We start from the raw sequence: 21,066 nt of genomic DNA, 5'->3' as shown, positions 1-21,066 counted from the left end.
GGGGTGGGTACGTCCTGACGAAGGCGGCCGGGAGGGTCGCGAGCTCCCCCGCGGCTCGGCGCCGCACGTGCCGAATGTCGAACACATGTTCGGTATGATGGTTGGCGCGGGTTGGCGTTCGGCTGGTGGCGGGACGCCGGCGTCGGCGGCGCTGTCGTGCTGGCTCGATGGTGGTCGGTCGCCTCGCGCCTGGCGTATATGTGGCATTTGGTCGATATGCGGAGCGCGGGCGCGGTGGTCGAAGGTTGGTGGGCCGCGCTGGGGGGTGTTACGGGCGAGCGCGCGGGGGGTTGGCTGGCGGACCAGGTGCCCACGCTGCTCGGAGTGAGGCTCGCCGCTCCCTGGCTGCTACCCCCTGGGGGTAGTTGTTGACCATACGGGGGAGGGGTATTGTCCGCAGTGTCGGATGTCGAGTCCGACCCGAATGACCGTGGCTGACGAGATGAGGACCGTGATGACCACGACCGCCTACACCGTGACGGGCATGACCTGCGGGCACTGCGCCCAGTCGGTGACCGAGGAGCTGGAGAGGCTGCCGGAGGTGTCGAGCGTGACGGTCGACCTGGCGGGCAACCGGGTCACGGTGGTGAGCGGGCGCCCGATCGAGGACGGCGAGGTGCGCGCGGCCGTGACCGAGGCGGGGTACGAGCTCGTCGGGCGCATCTGAGGCGTACGGCGGGCGCCGCGAGGGCCGACCGCCGGGATCAGAAGGGCAAGGAGGGATCATGGCAGCCGCCCAGTCAGCCGAGCCAGCCCGGGTCGAGCTCGCGATCGGCGGGATGACCTGCTCGTCCTGTGCGGCGCGGGTGGAGCGCAAGCTCAACCGCCTCGACGGCGTCTGCGCGACGGTGAACTATGCCACCGAGAAGGCCACCGTCACCCTCAATGCCCCGGGCTCGGAGGCGGCCCCGCCGGTGACGGTGGACGATCTGATCAGGACCGTGCACGCGGCCGGGTACACCGCGTCCCGCCGTGCCGGATCGCCTCCTGCGGGCGCGGCACCGGAGGAGAACGAGAAGCCGGCCGCCGCGGCCGACAGCGCCGAGGACCACCGGGCCGACCTCGACGGCTCCGAGGAGCACGGCGCTGATCTGCGGGCGATGCGCCGCCGGCTCGTCGTGTCGGCGGTGCTGGCCGTGCCCGTGATCCTGCTGGCGATGGTGCCGGGCTGGCAGTTCGACTACTGGCAGTGGGTGAGCCTGGGCCTGACGATCCCGGTGGTCGCCTGGGGTGGCTGGCCGTTCCATGCCGCCGCCGCGCGCGGCGCGCGGCACGGCGCGGCGACGATGGACACGCTTGTCTCCCTCGGCACGCTCGCCGCCTTCGGCTGGTCGCTCTACGCGCTGTTCCTCGGCGGGGCCGGCGAGCCGGGGCTGCGCCACTCCTTCTCCCTGACCGGTGGCCTCACGGACGTCGGCACCGGCACCGGCACCGGCACCGGCACCGGCGGCGGTGGCGGAATGAGCGGCATGACCATGGGCGGCGGTGAGCCGGCCAGCGGTGGTGGCGCCGCCGAGATCTACCTGGAGGTCGCCGCCGGAGTGACGGTGTTCCTGCTCACCGGGCGGTATCTGGAGCTGCGGGCGCGGCGGCGCTCGGGCGCCGCGCTGCGGGCGTTGCTGCACCTGGGCGCGAGCGAGGTCACGGTGCGCCGGCCGGCCGGTGCCGTCGACGGGGCGAACGGTGCCGGCGGTGCCGGCGGTGCCGAGACCCGGATCGCGCCGACGGTCGAGGTGCGGGTCCCGATCGACGAGCTGCGCATCGGCGACGAGTTCGTCGTCCGGCCGGGCGAGAGGATCGCCACCGACGGGATCGTGCTCGACGGGATCTCCGCGGTGGACGCGAGCATGGTCACGGGCGAGTCGGTGCCGGTCGAGGTCGGTCCCGGCGACGCGGTCATCGGCGCGACCGTCAACGCCGGCGGGCGGCTCGTCGTGCGGGCCACCCGGGTCGGCGCCGACACCCAGCTGGCCCGGATCGCCCAGCTCGTCGAACAGGCGCAGAGCGGCAAGGCGCGGGTGCAGCGGCTGGCCGACCGGATCTCCGCGGTCTTCGTTCCCGTGGTCATGGTCGCGGCGCTGCTCACCCTGGGCGGATGGCTGCTGAGCGGGCGGCCGGCGACGGACGCCTTCACCGCGGCGGTGGCGGTGCTGATCATCGCCTGCCCGTGCGCCCTGGGACTGGCCACGCCGACGGCGCTGCTCGTCGGCACCGGGCGTGGCGCACAGCTCGGCATCCTCATCCGAGGGCCGGAGATCCTGGAGTCGACCCGCCGGGTCCAGACCGTGCTGCTCGACAAGACCGGCACGGTGACCACTGGGCGGATGCGGGTCGCCGCCGTGCGCCCGGCGCCGGGGGAGAGCGCCGACGAGGTGCTGCGGATCGCCGGCGCGGCGGAGGACGCCAGCGAACATCCCATCGGGCGGGCGATCGCGCAGGCCGCGCAGGCCGCGCAGGCCGCGCAGGCCGCGCAGGCCGCACGGGTCGCCGGGTCGCCGCTGCCGCCGGTGGCGGACTTCGCCGGCGACGCCGGGCTCGGTGTGCGTGGCACCGTCGAGGGTCGCGCGGTGCTCGTCGGCCGCGAGCGGCTGTTCGCCGACCTGCCCGGCCCGCTCGTCGAGGCCCTCGCCGCCGAGCGTGCGCTGGGGCGCACCGCCGTCGTGGTCGGCTGGGACGGCACCGCGCGCGGCCTGGTCAGCGTCGCCGACACGGTTCGCCCCACCGCCGCCGCCGCGGTCGCCGACCTGCGTCGGCTGGGGCTGCACCCGATGCTGCTCACCGGTGACTCCGCCGCCGTCGCCCGGGCGGTGGCCGCCGAGGTCGGTATCGCCCCCGACGACGTGATCGCCGAGGTGCTGCCCGAGGACAAGGTCGCGACCGTCCGCCGGCTGCAGGGCGAGGGCAGGGCCGTGGCGATGATCGGCGACGGGGTCAACGACGCCGCCGCGCTCGCCCAGGCCGATCTGGGCCTGGCGATGGGCGGGGGAACCGACGCCGCGATCGAGGCCTCCGACCTCACCCTGGTCAACGCCGATCCGCGCCTCGCCGCCGACGCCATCCGGCTGTCCCGGGCCACCCTGCGCACGATCCGCGGGAACCTGTTCTGGGCCTTCGCCTACAACCTCGCGGCCCTGCCGCTGGCGGCCGCCGGGTTGCTCAACCCGATGATCGCGGGTGCGGCGATGGCGTTCAGCTCGGTGTTCGTGGTGACGAACAGCCTGCGGCTGCGCCGGTTCGGCGCCACGGTGTCAGCGGCCTCGCCGCTGCCGGCGACGCTGGCGGCCAGCCGGCCGGCGGTCCTCACCCGGAGCCCCTGAGCCGCCAGCCGCTGAGCCGAGTCTGCCGGTCCACGGGGGTGAACCAGTCGTGAACGGTCGTCGGCCGGCCGCACCGCGGGCCGGCCGACAACCGGGGGCTCAGGCCGCGGGCGGCTCCAACCGGGGGAACACCGGCGTCGGCGCCGCGACGCGGGGGCCGCTGTCGCCGCACTGCGCGGCGATCCGGGGCGCCGCATCCGGCAGGAAAGGCGCCAGGTGCGTCGCCAGCTCCCGACAGGTGGCGACCAGCTCCGCGAGGACGGCGTCGAGGGCCGCCAGGTCCGCGCCTTCCTTGCGCTCCCCCTTGGCGAGCTCCCACGGGCGGGCCGCCTCGACGTAGCGGTTGCCCTCGTCGCCGATCGACGTGATCACCTCGGCGGCGCGGCGGAAGTCGAACGCGATGAACGCCGCGTCGATCGCCTCCGTCGCCCGGTCACGCACGGCCCGCAGCGCCGCGGCCCCGGGGTTGTCCGCCGCGACCGGCGGGATCACCCCGTCCCGGTAGCGCCCGACCATCGACACCGTCCGGTTGACCAGGTTGCCGATGTTGTTCGCGAGATCCTCGTTCGCCCGGGTGAGCAGCCGCTCGTCGGTGTAGTCGGTGTCGCCGTTGCGGGCGACGTCGCGCAGCATCCACCAGCGCAGCGCGTCCGAGTTGAACGCGGCGACGATGTCCGCCGGATCCTGCGCGTTGCCCGCCGACTTGGAGATCTTCATGCCGTCCGCGGTCAGGTACTCGTGCACGAAGATGGTGTCGGGCAGCCGCACCCCGGCCGAGAGCAGCATCGCCGGCCAGTACACGGCGTGGAAGCGGATGATGCCCTTGCCGATGACGTGCACGCGCTCGTCGGCGTCGTTCCACCAGTACTGGAACGTCTCGTCGTCCGTGCCGTAGCCGGGCGCGGTGATGTAGTTGCCCAGCGCGTCGAACCAGACATAGATGACCTGGTCGGGGTCGCCGGGAACCGGGATGCCCCAGCCGCGCGCCCGGCTCATGCTCCGCGACGCGCTGAAGTCCTCCAGGCCCGCCTCGATGAACGAGAGCACCTCCCGCTTGCGGGTCGCGGGCTCGATGCGCAGCCGATCCGTCGAGATCAGCTCGTGCAGCTGCTCCTGGTAGCGGCTGAGCCGGAAGAACCAGTTGCTCTCCTCGACCAGCTCGGGAACGGTGCCATGCTCCGGACAGCGGCCGCCCACGAGCTCGTCCTCGGTGTAGAAGAGCTCGCAGCCGACGCAGTACAGGCCGGCGTAGCTCTTGCGGTAGAAGTCGCCGCGCTCGGCGCAGGCGTTCCACAGCTTCTCCACCCCCGGACGGTGCCGGGGGTCGGTGCTGGTCTTGATGAAGTCGTCGAAGGAGAGAGCCAGCGGCTCGCGCAGCGAGACGAACCGGGCGGCCACCCGCTCGACGTACTCCGCCGGCGTGATCCCCTCCGCCTCGGCGCCCTGGACGTTCTTCAGCGCGTTGTCGTCGGTGCCGGTCTGGAAGCGGACCTCGTCACCCCGCGCCCGCAGGTGCCGGGCGTAGGCGTCCGTCTCGACGAGCTCCAGCGCGTGCCCCACGTGCGGCTTGCCGTTGACATACGGGATGGCCGTCATGACGGCGTAGCGACCCATCGGCTTCGGATCCTTCCGCCCCGGCCGTCGCCCCGCCCGCGAGGCTCCGTCGGGGCCTCATCGGTGGTCTTGTCAGGACGCGCGGAAAAGGCCGGATGGCATGCGCATCATCATCCGGCGGCTCGCCGCATCGGCGGTGACCCGTGTCGTCGACACAGGAGGATCCTACGCGTGCCCGCGTCCCGCGGCCTGATCACCCTGGCGCGGGCCGTCGCGACAGGCCCGCACGCCCGGTCGGTAACGGGCGCTTGACCTGAAGTCGACATCAGGTTGCAGGCTGGCGAGCGGGCCCGCCGAGAGGTCCATCGGCGTCATCGAGACGAGGAGAACGGCGATGGACGGCTCCGTGACCGGTCCGGCCCGGCTGGATCGGCGGGTGCGGCTGACGCTGGGTGTGCTGGTGCTCGGCGGGCTCATGGTCGTGCTCGACGTGACCGTCACCAACGTGGCGATCCGGAGCCTGTCGCGGGACCTGCACGCGCCGCTTTCGGTGATCCAGTGGGTGACTACCGCGTACACCCTCGCGCTGGCGGTCGTCGTGCCCGTCGGGGCGTGGCTGGTCGGGCGGCTCGGCGCGCGGCGCGTCTACGTCCTCGCCCTGGCGCTGTTCGGGCTCGGGTCGCTGCTGGCGGGGCTGGCCTGGGACATCGGATCGCTCATCGCGTTCCGGGCACTGCAGGGCCTCGGCGGTGGGCTCGTCAACCCGGTCGCGATGACGATCACGCTGCGAGCGGCGCCGCCGCGGCTGCGCGGGCGGGCGATGGGCGCGCTGGGGCTGCCGGTGCTGGTCGGGCCGCTGGCGGGGCCGACGCTGGGGGGCTGGCTCGTCGAGTCCTCCTGGCGGTGGATCTTCCTGATCAACGTGCCGGTCGCGCTGGTGGCGGTGCCGCTGGCCTGGCGGCTGCTGCCGGGGGACGCTCCGGCCGCGGCCGGGCCGGCGGGGCGCGGGCGGCTGGACGTCGCCGGGCTCCTGATGATCGGGCCGGGGCTGGCGGCGTTCGTGTACGGGCTGTCGGAGAGCGGCCGGATCGGCACGTTGGCCGCCGCGTCCGTGCTGGTCCCGGCCCTGGTCGGGCTCGCCCTGTGCGCGGCGTTCGTGCTGCGCGCGCTGCGCGACGACCGCGCCGGAGACGGCGGTGCCCGCGACGGCGGTGGTGCGGAGGAGCGGGCCGGCGGGGGAGTCGGCCGGCCACTGGTGCGGGTGCGGTTGCTGGGGCAGCGGGCGGTCGCGACCGGGACGGCGACGCTCGCCCTGTTCGTCGCCGCCTACTTCGGCTCGATGTTCATCCTGCCGCTGTACTGGCAGCTCGCGCGCGGGCTGAGCCCGGCGGCGACCGGGATGCTCGCCATCCCGCAGGCGCTGACGACGGGGATCTCGCTGCAGGTGGCGAGCAGGCTGGTGGACCGGGTGCCGCCGGGCCGGGTCGTCGGGTTCGGGATCGTGGTGGCGGCCGGCGGCATGCTGACCACCCTGCTCCTGCTCGACGCGCACACGCCGTACTGGCAGCTGCTCACCTCGATGGCCGTGACCGGCGTCGGCACCGGCTCGACGATCATGCCGACGATCACGACGGCGCTGCGTCACCTGCCCGACGAGGACACGCCGTCTGGCAGCACGCTGCTCACGATCGCCAACCAGGTGGCCGTCTCCGTCGGCACAGCGCTCACCTCGGTGCTGCTCGCCACCACCCTGTCGAGCCACGCCGGCCTCGACACCGGCGCCGATCTGCCCGAGACCGTCAGCCCCGCGATCGTCGACGGCGTGGTCACGGCGTTCCGCCACACGCTTGTGCTGCCGGTGTCGCTGATGGCGGCGGCGGGCGTGGTCGCCCTGCTCCTGCTGCCCAGGTCACACCAGCGCGGCGAAGCCCCGGCCGCCGCCGGCGAGCCGGCCCCCACCGTGCGGTGAGGGCCGGCCTGCCGGGGACGCGGGATACCGTGGCTCAGAGCGACCGCTGGTAGGAGGAACGCGCCTGCCGCGAGGCTCGCGGCGAGGACGGCGAGCGCCGCCAGAGCCCCGAGCCGCCAGCCGGCGGCCACCCAGTCGGGATCGGCGGACAGCGCCTCCCGGATCGTCGACGGTGCGTTGGGGTGTCGGGCCCTCGTCGGCCTGGTGCCTGCTGAGTGCCGGTCTCCCGGTCGGGTGCGCCAACACCCGCCCGGGAGACCGGTGCGGTCACGTCATCTCGGGTCCTCCGGTCGGTGTGGATCGCTCGGGCTTCGGGTCGCCGGCGGGCAGCTCCCGGCGCCCGGCCGGGGGTGCCCGCCGGGCACGTGAGCGCCCATCTCCCGGAGCAGGATGGCGCGCATCCCGGCCCACCGCCCGCGGGCGAGCTCGCGCTGGACCGCCGTGACGGCGTCGCGGCTCGCCTCGGGATCGTCCGGGTCGGCGTGGAAGAGCTCCCACAGCTCGATGCCGTCGAGGGTCCGGGCGCTGATCTCGGCGAGCAGCCGCTCGACGTAGTCGAGTTCCGCCTGCCGCAGCGCCGCCTGGTACTCGTGCTCCAGCGCGAACAGCCGGGGCAGCCCCTCACGCTCGGCCAGCGTCCGGGCCGCGTGACCTGCCTCGACCTCCGCCGTGAGCCGCAGCCGGCGGTCGGCCAGCAGCCGGACGGCGTCGCCCGGGGCCAGCACAGGCAGTAGTGACAGCGCCGCGTCGAAGCGGGTGTACTCCTTCGCCGGCGTGCCGACGAGCTCGGCCATCCAGTCGTACAGCTCGACGCGGCCGGGCTCGGTGAGCTCGTAGATGGTCCGCTCGGGGCGCCGGCCGTCGCGCACGGTGCGCGCCGCCACGATGAACCCGGCGCGGACCAGCGCCTCCACCACGGTGTAGAGCGAGCCGTAGTTGAGCTTGATGCTCTCTTCCTTGTGCCGTTCACGCAGCGTGGAGGACATCTCGTAGGGATGCATCGGCCGCTCGTTGAGCAGGGCGAGGACAGCCAGCGCGAGCGGGTTCGACACCTTGCGACGCCCCACGGCCCACCGCCTTCCGGCTGCGTCGGCGAGGCCGGCCTATTCGGACCCCAATTACTCGCAGCCGAGTATCCGGAGAGAAGTGTGTGGCGTCAAGGCGTGATCGCGAGGATTCTCCGGGCTGGCCGGGTACACCTGGACGGGGAGACACCTGGCCGGGCCATCGCGGTCGCCGTGAGAGTGGTCACGCCCGGGCGGGCCGTCCGGCCGGCGCGCACGGAGAAACCGCGCTGCACACGGGGGAAATCGGCGCCTCCCTGTCCGCGCCTAGGCCAGGCTCGCCTATTGATCAGCCGCCCGCGGCCCGGCGTGTGGCCTGCACACCGGGCACTATCAGGGCAACGCCAGCCATCCCCCGCCTTCGCGCGGTTCGCGGTCATCCCACCGTCGAGCCCGGCATCGCCGCAGTCGTGACCTCGGTGACCGGTCGACGGCCCGGGACCGACAATCGCGGAAGGCGGCCCGCGTCCCGATCGAGACCGGTCCGACCGGGCTACCCGGGCCGCGCGTCGGGGTGAGGGGCGCGGCGCACAGGCCGCCGCCGGTGGGCGGCCGGGGCAGACCCCCGTCCACCGGCGGCCTCCACCTCGGCGCGGGGACGCGACGGGTGTGCGCACCCCCACGCGGGGCGCGAGATGTCAGGCCGACCTGCGAGGATCGTGGGCATGGTGGTTCCCTCCGTCGCGCCGGCCTCCGAGGAGCTGTTCCGGCGCGCCGAGCGTGTCGTACCCGGCGGGGTCAACTCCCCGGTCCGGGCATTCCGGGCGGTCGGCGGCAGCCCGCGCTTCATGGTGTCCGGCGATGGCCCGTACCTGACGGACGCGGACGGTCGCACCTACGTCGACCTGGTCTGCTCCTGGGGTCCGATGATCCTCGGCCACGCTCATCCGGCGGTCGTCGAGGCGGTGGGGCGGGCGGTGTCCGCCGGCACCAGCTTCGGCACGCCGACGCCCGGCGAGGTCGAGCTCGCCGAGCTGATCGTCGACCGGATCGGGCCGGTCGAGAAGGTCCGGCTGGTCAACTCGGGCACCGAGGCGACGATGAGCGCGGTGCGCCTGGCCCGCGGCTTCACCGGCCGCTCGACGATCATCAAGTTCGCCGGCTGCTACCACGGCCACGTCGACGCCCTGCTCGCCGCCGCCGGCTCCGGCGTGGCGACCCTCGGCCTGCCGGACACCCCCGGGGTGACCGGCGCGGCGACCGCCGACACGATCGTGCTGCCCTACAACGACCTCGCGCTGGTAGAGGCCGTCTTCGCCGAGCGGGGCGAGTCGATCGCCGCCGTCATCACCGAGGCGGCGGCGGCGAACATGGGCGTCGTCCCGCCGCTGCCGGGCTTCAACGCGGGGCTGCGGCGGCTGTGTGACATCCACGGGGCGCTGCTCATCCTCGACGAGGTGATGACCGGGTTCCGGATCTCCCGCGCCGGCTGGTGGGGCATCGAGGGGGCGCTCGAGGACTGGTCGCCCGACCTGTTCACCTTCGGCAAGGTGATGGGTGGTGGGCTGCCCGCGGCGGCGTTCGGCGGCCGGGCCGACGTGATGTCGCGGCTGGCGCCCGCCGGCCCGGTCTACCAGGCCGGGACACTGTCGGGGAACCCGATCGCCGTCGCCGCGGGCCTGGCCACCCTGCGGGCCTGTACCGACGACGTCTACAACGCCGTCGACGCCCGCGCCGCCGACGTCGCGGGCATCGTCTCGACGGCGCTGACCGAGCAGGGCGTCGCCCACCTGCCCAGCAACGCCGGCTCCCTGTTCAGCTTCTTCTTCACCGACGCCGCCGCCGTCGTCGACTACGCCGGCGCGCAGGCGCAGAACACCGCCCGGTACGCGGCCTTCTTCCACAGCATGCTCGACGCGGGCATCTACCTGCCGCCGTCGGCGTTCGAGGCGTGGTTCGTCTCCGCCGCGCACGACGACGCGGTGATGGAACGCATCGCCGCCGCCGCCCCGGCCGCCGCCCGCGCCGCCGCGGCCGTGCCCGAGCCGGCCCCCGTCGCCGCCGGCGGCCGGTCATGACCGCCGTCCCGGCCGGCCGGCAGACGCGGGTGCACCTCGTCCGCCACGGCGAGGTGTTCAATCCCGACAAGATCCTCTACGGGCGGCTGCCCGGGTTCGGGCTGTCCGAGAACGGCCACCGCCAGGCCAAGGTCACCGCCGAGTACCTCGCCGGGCTCGACGTCGCCGCCGTGGTCGCGAGCCCGCTGGACCGCGCCCAGCAGACCGCCGCGCCGATCGCCGCCGCCCACAACCTGCCCGTCCAGGTCGACCCCCGGCTCATCGAGAGCCGCAACGCCTTCGAGGGGCACACGTTCGAGGCCGGGCCCGCGGCCCTCGCCCGTCCGCGGATGTGGCGGCTGCTGGCCAACCCGCTCCGGCCGTCCTGGGGCGAGCCCTACACCGAGATCGCCGGGCGGATGCTCGCCGCCGCCGAGGAGTGGCGCGACACCCACCCCGGCCGGCACGTCGTCCTCGTCAGCCACCAGCTGCCGGTGTGGACCGCGCGGCGCGCCCTCGAGGGTCAGCGGCTGTGGCACCGGCCCGACCGGCGCCAGTGCGGCCTCGCGAGCGTCACCACGGCGGTGTACGAGGGCGACCGCCTCGTCGGCGTCGAGTACGCCGAGCCGGCCGGCCCGACGGGGAACACCCCCGGCTCCGTGGGTGCCTGACCGGCCCGTCCGTGCGGGCGGGCCGGCGTGACGGCCGAGCCGGGCGCGGGGCTCGCGGCGATCCTGCCGGTCCTGCGCTGCCCGGTGTGCGCCGGCGCGCTCGTCCCGGCCGGTGCGGACGGCGCCGGTGCGGGCGGCGCCGGCGGGGTGCGCTGTCCGGCCGGGCACGGGTTCGACGTCGGCCGCGGCGGCTACCTGAGCCTGCGCGGCGGGCGGGCCCGGCGGGTCACCGGCGATACCGCGGAGATGGTCGCCGCCCGGGAGGCGTTCCTCGGCGCCGGGCACTACCGGCCGCTGACCGCCCGCCTCGGCGAACTCGCCGCGGGGGCCCGCGCGGGCGAGGCGCCGGGCACCGTCCCGGTGCTGCTGGAGATCGGCGCGGGCACCGGCCACCACCTGGCCGGGGTGCTCGCGGCGCTGCCGGCGGACGCGCTCGGTGTCGCGGCCGACGTGTCGCCGCCCGCGCTGCGCCGCGCCGCCCGGGCACACCCGCGGATCGGGGCGGTCGCCTTCGACGCGGCGGGGGCCTGGCCGGTCCGCGACGGGTCGGTCGGCGTGCTCCTCGACGTCTTCGCCCCCCGCCACCCGGACGAGATGCGCCGGGTGCTGCGCCCCGGCGGGCAGCTGCTCATCGTCACGCCGGCACCGGGCCACCTCGGCGAGCTGCGCGGACCGCTCGGTCTCGTCGGGATGCAGGCCGGCAAGGCCGACCGGCTGGACGAGCGGATGACGGGCCGGTTCACCGCCGACGCCGTCGAATGCCTGGACGTCCCGCTGTCCCTGAGCGTCGACGAGGCCGTCGACCTGGCCCTGATGGGCCCGACCGGCCACCACCGGACGCCCGCCGACCTGCGGGCCCGGGCCGCGGCCCATTGGGCGCAAGACACGGTCCAGACCATCGCCCGGTTCCAGCTCCACCCCTTCCGACCTCGGTGACGCGCGGCCCGGCCGTGTGGTCAGTGGTGAACCCCACGCGCGCCGGCCGGCATCGCCGCCTACGCTGAGGTGAGTTCTACAGTTGGTCGTAGACGGGTTCCGGATGCGGAAGGTGCGGGGCACATACTGGTTCGCGTGGCAGAGGAGCGACGGCGGTCCATGTCGGGTGACAGGTTGGCCACGCCGCGATGCGGCGTGGCCGGTGACGGGAGCGCGCGCCGCCAACCGTGGGCTCGGCGGTGGCGGCGGCTGACGGGCGCCGCGCTGGCGGTCACCCTGGCCGGTGTGCTGGCGGCCTGCTCGACCAGCGGCAACACGGCCAGCGCCACCGGCGGTGACGGCTACGGCTTCGTGCAGCAGCGGGCCGGGCAGGACTTCGTCCCGGCCGACCGGCGGCACGCGGCGCCGGAGCTGTCCGGCAAGAACCTCGACGGCGCGCCGCTGAGCGTCACGTCGTTCCGCGGCAAGGTCGTCGTCGTCAACTTCTGGGCCTCGTGGTGCGCACCCTGCCGGGCGGAGACACCGGGCCTCGCGACGCTCGCGAAGCAGAACCCGAGCGTCGCGTTCCTCGGCGTCAACGAGAAGGACTCCCCGGCCAGCGCCAAGGCGTTCGCCCGCGACTTCGGCACGCCCTATCCGAGCATCATCGACAAGCTGGGTACCCTTGCCGCCGGCTGGCCGGTCGCGCCGGGCCTGCCGTCGACCTTCGTGCTCGACCCCGACGGCCGCATCGCCGCCCGCTTCACCGGCGGCGTCCTGCCCGAGGACCTCACTCCCGTGCTCGCCAGGCTGCGGGCCGAGGCGTGAGCGGTCGGGGGCGGCGCGCGGCCCGGGCGGGGCGCGCACAGTGAGCGCGGTCGGCCTCATCACCGACGGGCCGGTGCTGCTCGCGGCACCGGTCGCCGCGGCCGCCGGGCTGCTGTCGTTCCTGTCGCCGTGCGTGCTGCCGCTCGTCCCCGGCTACCTCACCTTCGTCACCGGCCTGTCCGGCGAGGAACTCGAGGACCGGCAGCGCCGCGGTGAGCCTCTGACGGCCCTCGACCCGTCCGCCGGGCTCGACGCCACCCCCCTGACCGGAACGTCGGCCACGTCGGCCCTGGCCGGGGCACCCGCCCTGGCCGGCGCGTCCGTCTCGGCCGGCGCCATGGCCACCGTTTCCATGACGGACAGCTCCGTCACAGCGGATTGCGCTGGCTTGGCGGTGGGCGACGGCGGGTCGGGCGACGGCGGCGCATCGCGGCCCGCGTCGAGCGCTGGCGGGGATCGCGGCGGGGTGACGGCGCGGCTGCGCCGGCTGTGGGTGGGCGGCCGGGTCGCGGCCGGCACCGGGCTGTTCGTGCTGGGCTTCACCCTGGTGTTCGTCTCCTATGGCGCCGCCTTCGGCGGGCTGGGCCGGAGCCTGAATCGCCATCCGGTTGGCGTTGGCCAGGTTCTCGGGGCGTTCACGATCGCGATGGGCCTCGCGTTCGCGGGTGTGTTCTCCCGGATGTCCTGGGCGAACCGCGAGTGGCGCATTCACCGGATGCCACGCCCCGGGCTGCTCGGCGCGCCCGTCCTCGGCATGCTGTTCGGCCTCGGCTGGACGCCCTGCCTCGGGCCGACGCTGTCGGCCGTGCAGGGGCTCGCGGTGGCGAGCGCGACGGCCGAGCGGGGGGCGTTCCTGTCGGCGGCGTACTGCCTCGGGCTCGGGCTGCCGTTCCTCGTCGTCGGGCTCGCCTTCCGGCGTGCCGTCGGGGCCCTGCGCCTGCTGCGGCGGCACGCGCGCGCCCTGACCCTCGCCGGCGGGGTGATGCTTGTCGCCGTCGGCGTGCTTCAACTCACCGGGGAGTGGGCCGAGCTGATCACCTACCTGCGGCCCTACGCCCCCGGCTTCTCGGAGACGCCGCTGTGACCTCCTCCACCCAGTCCTCGACCACGTCCCTCGACGCCGATCCGCCAGCCGACGTAGATCCGCCCGCCGACGTCGACGCGCCCGTCGATGCCGACGCCCCCGGCGGTGCCGAGCAGGCGGACGGCGCGAGTGTCGGGTTCGATCCCGATCCGGCCGCCTCCCGGCGCCTGCCGGACGGGCACGCCGGCGGTGGCGCGCGTGGGAGCGGGGGGGCGTCGGCCAGCGGGCTCGGCCGGAATCCGGCGCTCGCGCTCGCGATCCGCTCCTGGCGCCAGCTCACCAGCATGCGCACCGCGCTGCTGCTGCTGTTCCTGCTGGCCCTGGCGGCGGTGCCGGGTTCGCTGCTGCCCCAGCGCAACATCAACCCGATGCGGGTGGAGCAGTACCTCAGCGACCATCAGACGGTCGGCCCGCTGCTGGACCGCCTCTCCGGCTTCGACGTGTTCGCCGCGCCGTGGTTCGCGGCGATCTACCTGCTGCTGTTCATCTCGCTGATCGGCTGCCTGTCGTCGCGGATCCGCTGGCACGCCCGAGCGCTGTTCACCGCCCCGCCGAAGGCGCCGGCCCGGCCCGGCCGCCTGCCCGGGGGCAGCGCGTGGGAGAGCCCGCTGCCGCCCGCCGAGGCCACGGCCGCCGCCCGCACCGCCCTGCGCGGACGTCGCTTCCGCGCCAGCGCCACCGCCACGGACGCCCGCCGGCCCGACGGGACCCCCGACCACTCCGTCGCCGCGGAGAAGGGCTACCTGCGCGAGACCGGCAACCTGGTGTTCCACGTCGCCCTCGTTGGCCTGCTCGCCGCGGTCGGCTTCGGTTCCTGGTTCGGCTACTCGGGCACCACCCTGGTCGTCACCGGCGACGGGTTCGCCAACACGCTCATCAGCTACGACCAGTTCACCGGCGGTAAACTCGTCAACACCGCGAAGCTGCGCCCGTTCTCGCTGACGCTGGACCGGTTCGCGGCGACGTACGAGCCGAACGGCGAGCCCGCGGACTTCCGCGCCGACGTGACCTACGCGCCCGACCTGGACACGCCGACCCGGCAGGCGACCGTCCGGGTCAACCATCCGCTGGTCCTCGGCGACACGAAGGTCTACCTGATCGGGCACGGCTACGCGCCGCACTTCGTCCTGCGTGACGCCCGGGGCCGCACCGTCTGGCAGGGCAACGTGCCGTGTACCCCACGTGACGGCATGTTCACCTCGACCTGCACGGTCAAGATCCCCGACGCCGGCCTGCCGCCGCTCGGCGCGCAGCGGGTTCCCCAGCAGCTCGCCTTCAGCGGCGTGTTCACACCGACGACCCGGCTGGACCCGACCCACGGCTACGTGTCGATCTACCCCGCGGCCCGCGCGCCGGGCCTGACGATCACTGGATTCGTCGGCAACCTGCATGTGGACGAGGGCATCCCGCAGAACGTCTACACGGTCAACACCAAGGACATGCGCCAGCTCACCCTGAGCGGCCCGGCCGGGGCGGGCCGCACCGCGCAGGTGCTCGCCCTGGACAACCCAGGCCAGCGCACGCTGACCGGCCTGCCCGCCGGGATGCGTCTGGAGGCGGACAGCGTCGCCGAGTTCGCCACCTTCCAGGTCAAGTCCGACCCGTTCAAGGGCGAGGCGCTGCTGTTCTCGGTGCTGATCATCCTCGGGCTGATCGCCAGCCTGCGGGTGCGCCGGCGCCGGGTGTGGGTGCGGGCCACACCGGCCGCGGGGGGCGGGTCCACGGTCGAGATCGGTGGGCTGTCGCGGTCGCACGGAGACGGCTTCGCGGCCGAACTCGGCCAGCTCACCACCCTCGTCCGCGACGCCACGGTGCCCGTCGGCGCGGGCCCGTCGACGGCAACGGACGTGACGGGCACGGAGGACGGCGGCGCCGCGACGGCGCCGCGCGGGACACAGCCGCGTGCTGCCGCAGCAGATGGCGCCGCGTCGAGGGAAAGCGAACGGGAGCACTGATGGCGGTCAACGAGGGCGTGTCAAGCCTGTCCGATCATCTGTTCGGCAGCGGGATGGCGGTGTACGCCGCGGCCATGCTGGGGTACGCCGCCGAGTTCGCGTTCAGCCGGCTCGGCACGCGCGGCGCGGCGGCGCAGGCCACTGACGCGGACGCCGCCGCGGCCGAGGTACCCGCCGCCCGGGTGGGGGCCGACCAGCCGGCGGTGCTCGTCGGTGTCGGCGGGGCGGCGGCGTCCGAGGCGCTCGGTGGCGACGCCGTGGCCGACCCGGACGCGTCGGCGCTCGCCGCGGCCCGGGCCCGGGAGATCGAGGCGGTCCGCCAGCGGGACCGGGCCGCGCACAGTCTCGCCGGTGGCAACGACGGTGACGTCCAGGTGCCGGTCCGTGCCCGCTGGGTCGGGCGGGTCGCGGTGATCCTCACGGTTCTCGGTTGGGCGCTGCACCTGTCGTCGGTCGTCACCCGCGGCATCGCGGCGGACCGGGTGCCGTGGGGCAACATGTACGAGTACTCGTCGATGATCTGCCTGATCGCGGTCACGACGTTCCTCGGGCTGCTGACCCGGCACAACGTCCGCTGGCTCGGCGTGTTCGTGATGGTGCCGGTCGTGCTCTACCTCGGCTTCGCCGGCACGGTCCTCTACGTGGCGCCCGGCCCGCTCGTGCCGGCGCTGAACTCGTACTGGCTGAAGATCCACGTGGTCGGCGCGATCGTCTCCAGCGGGGTGTTTCTCGTCTCCGCGGTGACCACCCTGCTGTTCCTGCTGAAGGAGCGCTGGGAGAACCGTCTCGCCGAGGTGGCGGCCGGGCGGGCCGAGGCGAGCCGGGCGATGCAGAACCGCGGCGGGATCGTGATGCGGCTGCCGTCCTCGGCGGCGCTCGACGCGCTGACCTACCGGGTCATCGCCTTCGCGTTCCCGATCTGGACCTTCGCGATCATCGCCGGGGCGATCTGGGCCGAGGCGGCCTGGGGCCGCTACTGGGGCTGGGACCCGAAGGAGACCTGGTCGTTCATCACCTGGGTCTGCTACGCGGCCTACCTGCACGCCCGCGCCACCGCCGGCTGGCGAGGGCGGCGGGCCGCGGCCATCTCGCTGGTCGCCTTCACGGCCCTGTTCGTCGACTACTACCTGGTCAACCTCGTCATCACCGGCCTGCACTCCTACGCCGGCGTCTGACGAAAGACCCGGCCGCCGGCTCACACCACTCTCCGCCGCCACCCGACCGCCGCCAGGTCGCGACCATCGCCGCGCCGCGGCCTGGCCGCCGCGCCGAACCCCGGTCCGCACTCCACTGACCGCGCGTACACCCGCCGGCAGCTGAGCGGTCCACCCACGGCTGTGGACCATCCCCGGCCGCGTGCGTGGGAGAGCGGCGGTCTGCCACTTTCAACCGGACGAAACGGGCATGATGCCATGTGAATGTGGCACCCAACGCCGTTCCCGTGCACCGCCTCGGCCGGGCCCGCCCATCCCGGCGAACACCGGTCCGCTGGGGCGGCGGTCGGCCAGGTGCCGTGTGGTGTCAGCCCCGGGAGGGCGAGGGCGGTTCGGCCTCGCCGCCGCGAATACGGTCGGCGAGCTCACGCAGGAACTCCGGGTCGTCGTCCGGGCCCGTCGGCCGGGCGACCTGGCGGCGGGTGCCCATGCGCGAACCGGGGCGTCCCAGCCCCGCCTCGCGCCGGTCGATGTCCCAGGTCGACCGCTGGCCGAATGCCGGATGGTCGGAGATCGGCCGCCGCGGCGACCGCGGACCGTACCCGCTTGCCCGGGGTCGGCCGAACAGGAACCAGGCGGCCGCCCCGAACACCCAGAAGAGCAGCACGGCCACGATCCAGATCGGCTTGGACACGGCCCGTACCTCGTCGGGCGGTGTCCCGAACACATCGATGATCGCGTACGCCCAAACACCGATGATCACAAACGTCAGCGCGAGGCCCAGCACCGGCTGGTCGCTCCTTCCCGCTCCTTGATCGACTACATCCGGCTCGACATGTCAGGAATGAACATCGGCCCGCGGGTATCTACTCCCGGCCCTCCGCGACATCGCCGACGATGTCGGCGGCATCACCGAACGGGTCAGACGAGCGTGCGGCGCCCTCCCCGGAGGGCGCACGTGTCGTGGAGATGGCCGGCCCGTGTATCCCTAGTGTGCCCTCCGCCCCGGGGCCGCGTCCGGCCGGTCCACCTGTCCGCCTGCCGACCGCGGGTCTGACGCGTCACGCTCGCGCCCATGGCGGTCCCGGGAGGCGCCCGGCGGACGCGGGGTGGGAGGTCGGACGGCCGTGCGCCGCGGCTGCCAGGATGGAGCCATGGCCTGGGCGGATCTCAACGCGTTCCTCGCGCACCTCGAACGGCACCGCCAGCTGCGCCGGGTGTCGGCGCCGGTCGACCCCCACCTGGAGGTCACCGAGATCGTGACGAGGGTGGTGCGCGAGCGCGGGCCGGCGCTGCTGTTCGAGAACCCGCGCGGCGCCGACATGCCGCTGGCCATCAACCTGTTCGGCACCGAGGAGCGGATGGCCGCCGTGCTCGGCGTCGAGCGCCTCGACGAGGTCGGCGAGCGGCTCGCCGCGCTGCTGCGCCCGGAGCTGCCGACCGGCCTGTCCGGTCTGCGTGACGCGCTGGGCAAGGCGGCCTCGCTGACCGCGATCCCGCCGCGGCGGGTGCGCACCGCGCCCTGCCAGGACGTCGTGCTCAAGGGTTCGGACGTTGACCTGTTCCGGCTGCCCGGCGTGCACGCCTGGCCCAGCGACGGCGGGGCGTTCCTGAACCTCGGCCTCACCCACACCCGTCACCCCGAGACGGGGGCCCGCAACCTCGGCATGTACCGCCTGCAGCGGCACGACGCGCGTACCGTCGGCATGCACTGGCAGATCCACAAGGACTCCAACGCCCACCACGCGGTGGCCGAGCGCCGCGGCGAGCGGCTGCCCGTGGCGATCGCGTTCGGCTGTGACCCGGTGGTGGCCTACGCCGCCTCCGCACCGCTGCCCGCCGACATCGACGAGTACCTGTTCGCCGGCTACCTGCGCGGCGAGCGGGTCGAGATGGTCGACTGCGTGAGCGTCCCGCTGCGGGTGCCGGCGAACGCGCAGATCGTGCTGGAGGGCTGGCTGGAGCCGGGCGAGCGCCGCCCGGAGGGCCCCTTCGGCGACCACACCGGCTTCTACACGCCCGTCGAGCCGTTCCCGGCGCTGCACGTCGACGTCATGACGATGCGCCGCGACCCGGTCTTCCAGACGATCGTCGTCGGCCGCCCGCCGCAGGAGGACGGCCCGATGGGCAAGGCCACCGAGCGCATCTTCCGCCCGCTGATCCGGATGATGATCCCGGAGATCGTCGACTACGACCTGCCCGAGGCCGGCGTCTTCCACAACTGCTGCCTCGTCTCGATCGACAAGCGCTACCCGAAGCACGCGCAGAAGGTGATGAACGCGATCTGGGGGGCGGGCCTGCTGTCGCTGTCCAAGCTGATCGTCGTCGTCGACGCCGACTGTGACGTCCACGACTACGCCGAGGTCGCCTGGCGCGCGTTCGGCAACGTGGACTACGCCCACGACCTGCTCACCACGATCGGCCCGGTCGACCATCTCGACCACGCCTCGTACGAGCAGTTCTGGGGTGGCAAGGTCGGCGTGGACGCGACCCGCAAGCTGCCGACCGAGGGCTACCGACGCGACGGCGGCTGGCCCGAGGAGATCGTCATGGACGACGCCGTCCGCGCCCAGGTCACCCGCCGCTGGAAGGAGTACGGCCTATGACTGGCCCGAGCCGTCTGACTGCCCCGGCACGCCTCGCGGGGCCGGTCCGATGAGCGACGCCGCGTTCCTGCCCGGCCCGTCCGGCGGCGCCACGGCCCCAGGTCGCGGTTCCGGTGGCCCGCAGCAGCACGATCTCGGGCATGTGCGGGCCTTCCTGCGGCTCGTCGTCATCGAGCACTCGGTGTTCGCGCTGCCGTTCGCGTACATCGCGGCGCTCGCCGCGTGCTTCGAGGTGTCGCGTTCGGTGCACTGGGCGGATCTCGCCCTCGTCACCGTCGCCATGGTCGCCGCCCGGACGTTCGCGATGGCCGCGAACCGGATCATCGACCGGGCCATCGACGCCCGCAACCCGCGCACGGCGCGGCGCGAGCTCGTCACCGGCGCGGTGTCCGTGCGCGCCGCCGTGGTCGGCTCGACCATGGCGCTGGCCGTCTTCCTCGCCGCCGCCGCCGCGCTGTCGTGGCTGTGCCTCGCCCTCGCCCCGATCGCCGTCGCGCCGCTGGTCGTCTACCCGTACGCCAAACGCTTCACCGACTTCCCGCACGCCGTGCTCGGCATCGCCCAGGCCGTCGCCCCCGTGGGCGCCTGGATCGCGGTGACCGGCCACTGGTCGTGGGCGGCGTTCGTGCTCGGCCTCGCGGTCGGCAGCTGGATCGGCGGGTTCGACCTCATCTACGCCTGCCAGGACGCCGACGTCGACCGGCGGATCGGCGTGCGGTCGGTGCCGGCCCGCTTCGGGGTGCGCGGCGCCCTGATCGGCTCGACCGCCACCCACGTCGTCACCTTCGCGCTGTTCGTCACCTACGGGCTGATGCAGGACACGGGCGCCTGGTGGTGGGCCGGGCTCGCGGTGACGGCGGCCGCCTTCTGCTACGAGCACGCCATCGTCTCGCCGAAGGACCTGTCCCGGGTCAACCGCGCTTTCCTCACCGCGAACGGCTTCGTCGGCATCGCCCTGTTCGTCTTCGCCCTCGCCGACCTGCTCAGCCGCGGCCTGTCCGCCTGAGCCCGCAGCCAGGACGGCGACTCGCGGTGACGCAGCGCGCGACCGGCGCCCCGGCGCCGCGGGTGCCGTGGGTCGTCGGGGTCAGCGGCGCCAGCGGGACGCCCTACGCGGCCGCGGTGCTGCGTGGCCTGCTCGCCGCCGGGCTGCCGGTGGACCTGGTGTTGTCCCGGGCCGCGCGGCTCACGCTGCTCGACGAGACGGGCATCGCCTGGCACGACGCCGACTGGGCGCCGTCCCTGGCCACATGGCTCGCCGCCCCGTACGGCGGCCCCGAGGCCGGCGCGGCTGTGCCCGCCGACGCCGTGTCTGCCGACGCTGTTCCCGCCGACGCTGTTCCCGCCGACGCTGTTCCCGCCGGCGCCGTGTCCGCCGGCGCCGTGCGCGGGCTCGTCGCGGTGCACGCGCCCGGGAACCTCGCCGCCCCGCCGAGCAGCGGCTCCTACCCGACCAGGGGCATGATCGTCGTCCCGGCGAGCACCGCCTCCCTGGCCGGGATCGCGCTCGGCCTGTCCAAGGACCTGCTCCAACGATGCGCGGACGTGACCCTCAAGGAACGGCGGCCCCTCGTCGTCGTCCCCCGGGAGATGCCGTACACCGGGGCGACCCTGCGGCACATGCTCACCCTGCACGACGCCGGTGCCGTGGTGGCGGCGGCGAGCCCGGGGTTCTACGCCGGGGCGCGGGACGCCGCCGACCTGGTCGACTTCGTCGCCGGCCGGGTGCTGGACGCGGCCGGCGTCCAGCACGCCCTGTATCGCCGCTGGACCGGCGACCTCGGCGCCGCGCGGCGCCCGCGCTGAACGCCCATGGCCGGTCTCCTCTGGCCGAGGCGGCCCTCGGCCAGGCAGAGTGTCGGTGGAAGGCTCCGGCGCGGGGCCATGAGCTGGGGATCGAGGACGGCGATGGCGAATGGGGGGCGCGGGGCGCCGAAGGACCGGGCGCGCGG

General features: G+C 74.4%; 16 protein-coding genes. 13 read left to right on the top strand and 3 right to left on the bottom strand.

Features of this window, described 5'->3' with window-relative positions:
• The first annotated feature begins 454 nt into the window (after window positions 1-454).
• Together C1A33_RS03030 and C1A33_RS03025 are read left to right on the top strand one after the other, a co-directional pair.
• Window positions 455-667 carry a heavy-metal-associated domain-containing protein gene (locus C1A33_RS03030; RefSeq protein ID WP_101830003.1) on the top strand — a complete coding sequence of 71 codons (213 nt, stop codon included), beginning with the start codon at window positions 455-457 and terminating at the stop codon, window positions 665-667.
• 58 nt (window positions 668-725) lie between these two features.
• Entirely contained in the window at window positions 726-3,317 is a 2,592-nt protein-coding gene (locus C1A33_RS03025; protein ID WP_101830001.1) for a heavy metal translocating P-type ATPase, read from the top strand.
• A gap of 99 nt (window positions 3,318-3,416) precedes the next feature.
• Here the strand turns inward: C1A33_RS03025 and C1A33_RS03020 are convergent, their stop codons facing one another.
• A complete protein-coding gene (locus C1A33_RS03020) occupies window positions 3,417-4,931 on the bottom strand; it encodes a methionine--tRNA ligase (protein ID WP_101830000.1) in 1,515 nt (504 codons plus the stop codon).
• 334 nt (window positions 4,932-5,265) lie between these two features.
• Between C1A33_RS03020 and C1A33_RS03015 the strand changes: the two genes are divergently transcribed.
• Entirely contained in the window at window positions 5,266-6,840 is a 1,575-nt protein-coding gene (locus C1A33_RS03015) for an MFS transporter (RefSeq protein ID WP_101829999.1), read from the top strand.
• Window positions 6,841-7,112: 272 nt separating this feature from the next.
• Here C1A33_RS03015 and C1A33_RS03010 read toward each other — a convergent pair whose 3' ends face one another.
• A complete protein-coding gene (locus C1A33_RS03010) occupies window positions 7,113-7,907 on the bottom strand; it encodes a PadR family transcriptional regulator (RefSeq protein ID WP_101829998.1) in 795 nt (264 codons plus the stop codon).
• A gap of 662 nt (window positions 7,908-8,569) precedes the next feature.
• Between C1A33_RS03010 and hemL the strand changes: the two genes are divergently transcribed.
• From hemL to ccsB, 7 genes are all read left to right on the top strand, one after another.
• Window positions 8,570-9,922: a glutamate-1-semialdehyde 2,1-aminomutase gene (hemL, locus tag C1A33_RS03005; RefSeq protein WP_101829997.1), complete on the top strand. Its 1,353-nt coding sequence runs from the start codon at window positions 8,570-8,572 to the stop codon at window positions 9,920-9,922.
• Window positions 9,919-10,572 (top strand): histidine phosphatase family protein, encoded by a 654-nt coding sequence (locus tag C1A33_RS03000; protein WP_101829996.1) that lies wholly within the window; start codon window positions 9,919-9,921, stop codon window positions 10,570-10,572. Before hemL ends, C1A33_RS03000 begins: the two co-directional genes overlap by 4 nt.
• 27 nt (window positions 10,573-10,599) lie before the next feature.
• Entirely contained in the window at window positions 10,600-11,508 is a 909-nt protein-coding gene (locus C1A33_RS02995; protein ID WP_243407107.1) for a methyltransferase domain-containing protein, read from the top strand.
• Between the two features lie 195 nt (window positions 11,509-11,703).
• A complete protein-coding gene (locus C1A33_RS02990) occupies window positions 11,704-12,315 on the top strand; it encodes a TlpA family protein disulfide reductase (RefSeq protein WP_423748031.1) in 612 nt (203 codons plus the stop codon).
• A 40-nt stretch (window positions 12,316-12,355) separates the two neighbouring features.
• Window positions 12,356-13,399 (top strand): cytochrome c biogenesis CcdA family protein, encoded by a 1,044-nt coding sequence (locus tag C1A33_RS02985; protein ID WP_101829994.1) that lies wholly within the window; start codon window positions 12,356-12,358, stop codon window positions 13,397-13,399.
• Window positions 13,396-15,354, top strand: coding sequence for a cytochrome c biogenesis protein ResB (resB, locus tag C1A33_RS02980; RefSeq protein ID WP_101829993.1), 1,959 nt, complete (start codon window positions 13,396-13,398; stop codon window positions 15,352-15,354). Before C1A33_RS02985 ends, resB begins: the two co-directional genes overlap by 4 nt.
• A complete protein-coding gene (ccsB, locus tag C1A33_RS02975) occupies window positions 15,354-16,529 on the top strand; it encodes a c-type cytochrome biogenesis protein CcsB (RefSeq protein ID WP_101829992.1) in 1,176 nt (391 codons plus the stop codon). Before resB ends, ccsB begins: the two co-directional genes overlap by 1 nt.
• Before the next feature lie 346 nt (window positions 16,530-16,875).
• Here ccsB and C1A33_RS02970 read toward each other — a convergent pair whose 3' ends face one another.
• On the bottom strand, window positions 16,876-17,295 hold the full coding sequence (locus C1A33_RS02970; protein WP_101829991.1) for a PLD nuclease N-terminal domain-containing protein: 420 nt from the start codon (window positions 17,293-17,295) through the stop codon (window positions 16,876-16,878).
• Window positions 17,296-17,662: 367 nt separating this feature from the next.
• Here C1A33_RS02970 and C1A33_RS02965 point away from each other — a divergent pair, with 367 nt between their 5' ends.
• Genes C1A33_RS02965 through C1A33_RS02955 form a run of 3 tightly spaced genes read left to right on the top strand, consistent with a single transcriptional unit; the run spans window position 17,663 to window position 20,920 of the window.
• The gene (locus tag C1A33_RS02965) at window positions 17,663-19,114 is read left to right on the top strand and encodes a menaquinone biosynthesis decarboxylase (protein WP_101829990.1); all 1,452 of its coding nucleotides are present in this window, start codon (window positions 17,663-17,665) and stop codon (window positions 19,112-19,114) included.
• 49 nt (window positions 19,115-19,163) lie between these two features.
• Window positions 19,164-20,120, top strand: a complete 957-nt coding sequence (mqnP, locus tag C1A33_RS02960; RefSeq protein WP_101829989.1) for a menaquinone biosynthesis prenyltransferase MqnP — start codon at window positions 19,164-19,166, stop codon at window positions 20,118-20,120.
• A gap of 26 nt (window positions 20,121-20,146) precedes the next feature.
• Window positions 20,147-20,920 carry a UbiX family flavin prenyltransferase gene (locus C1A33_RS02955; protein ID WP_101829988.1) on the top strand — a complete coding sequence of 258 codons (774 nt, stop codon included), beginning with the start codon at window positions 20,147-20,149 and terminating at the stop codon, window positions 20,918-20,920.
• Window positions 20,921-21,066 lie beyond the last annotated feature (146 nt).

This window comes from Frankia canadensis, from assembly GCF_900197875.1.
In the GTDB taxonomy this organism is placed as follows: Bacteria; Actinomycetota; Actinomycetes; order Frankiales; family Frankiaceae; genus Frankia; species Frankia canadensis.
This window is presented reverse-complemented; position numbering and strand designations above follow the sequence as displayed.

Coding starts and splice junctions, on each gene's coding strand:
- C1A33_RS03025 (WP_101830001.1), top strand. CDS start 726: ATGGCAGCCGCCCAGTCAGCCGAGCCAGCCCGGGTCGAGCTCGCGATC.
- C1A33_RS03020 (WP_101830000.1), bottom strand. CDS start 4,931: ATGGGTCGCTACGCCGTCATGACGGCCATCCCGTATGTCAACGGCAAG.
- ccsB (WP_101829992.1), top strand. CDS start 15,354: ATGGCGGTCAACGAGGGCGTGTCAAGCCTGTCCGATCATCTGTTCGGC.
- C1A33_RS03015 (WP_101829999.1), top strand. CDS start 5,266: ATGGACGGCTCCGTGACCGGTCCGGCCCGGCTGGATCGGCGGGTGCGG.
- hemL (WP_101829997.1), top strand. CDS start 8,570: ATGGTGGTTCCCTCCGTCGCGCCGGCCTCCGAGGAGCTGTTCCGGCGC.
- C1A33_RS03030 (WP_101830003.1), top strand. CDS start 455: ATGACCACGACCGCCTACACCGTGACGGGCATGACCTGCGGGCACTGC.
- C1A33_RS03000 (WP_101829996.1), top strand. CDS start 9,919: ATGACCGCCGTCCCGGCCGGCCGGCAGACGCGGGTGCACCTCGTCCGC.
- mqnP (WP_101829989.1), top strand. CDS start 19,164: ATGAGCGACGCCGCGTTCCTGCCCGGCCCGTCCGGCGGCGCCACGGCC.
- C1A33_RS02965 (WP_101829990.1), top strand. CDS start 17,663: ATGGCCTGGGCGGATCTCAACGCGTTCCTCGCGCACCTCGAACGGCAC.